Consider the following 685-nt stretch of genomic DNA (forward strand, 5'->3'; position numbering starts at 1 on the left):
AATCAGGAACATTTTTTATGACATTAACAATGGAACTTTAAGCATTTTTTATTGGGGAGTTAAAGTATGAGATATGAGAAGAGAGAAGAAAGAGCAGCTTTATTAGGTGTTTTAGTCTCCAGTACGATGCTCAAAAAGGTTTTATTTGGGGGACTTGGTTTTTCTTGTTTGTTAGCCCCTTCAGCGTTACAGGCGCAAATTACTGTGGATCCTAACGCGAATGCCGCCCATCGTCCAGATATAGTGGCAGCGCCCAATGGGGTTCCCTCGATTGATATTGTTACCCCCAATGGCAAGGGCTTATCGCACAATAAATATAACGATTTTAATATTGGCAATCCAGGTGTGATTTGGAACAATCATGCGCAAGAAGTGGGGCAATCGCAGTTGGGGGGCATTATGCCGGGCAATCCGCATTTGCGCCTCACGGGTTCAGCGAAAGTGATTTTAAATGAAGTGACCAGCAGCAAGCGCAGTGCGCTTCATGGTCCAGGAGAGGTTTTTGGGAGCCCCGCCGATGTGATTATAGCCAATCCCAATGGGATAAGCTGTGATGGTTGTGGCTTTATCAATACGCCCCATGCGCCCTTAACCACGGGTGTACCCGAAATTGATGCGAGTGGTTTTCTGAAAGGTTTTCAGGTGCGAGGAGGGGATATCACCTTTGGCGCTAAGGGAGCCAATT

The 685-nt window shown here is 46.3% G+C and carries 1 protein-coding gene; it reads left to right on the forward strand.

What is annotated here, in order from left to right:
- Positions 1-66: 66 nt before the first annotated feature.
- The coding region (locus tag ACFIKQ_RS09080) for a filamentous hemagglutinin N-terminal domain-containing protein (RefSeq protein ID WP_375656316.1) at positions 67-685 on the forward strand (619 nt) is incomplete at its 3' end.

The organism is Bartonella sp. MR63HLJHH (genome assembly GCF_042194155.1).
GTDB lineage: Bacteria > Pseudomonadota > Alphaproteobacteria > Rhizobiales > Rhizobiaceae > Bartonella > Bartonella grahamii.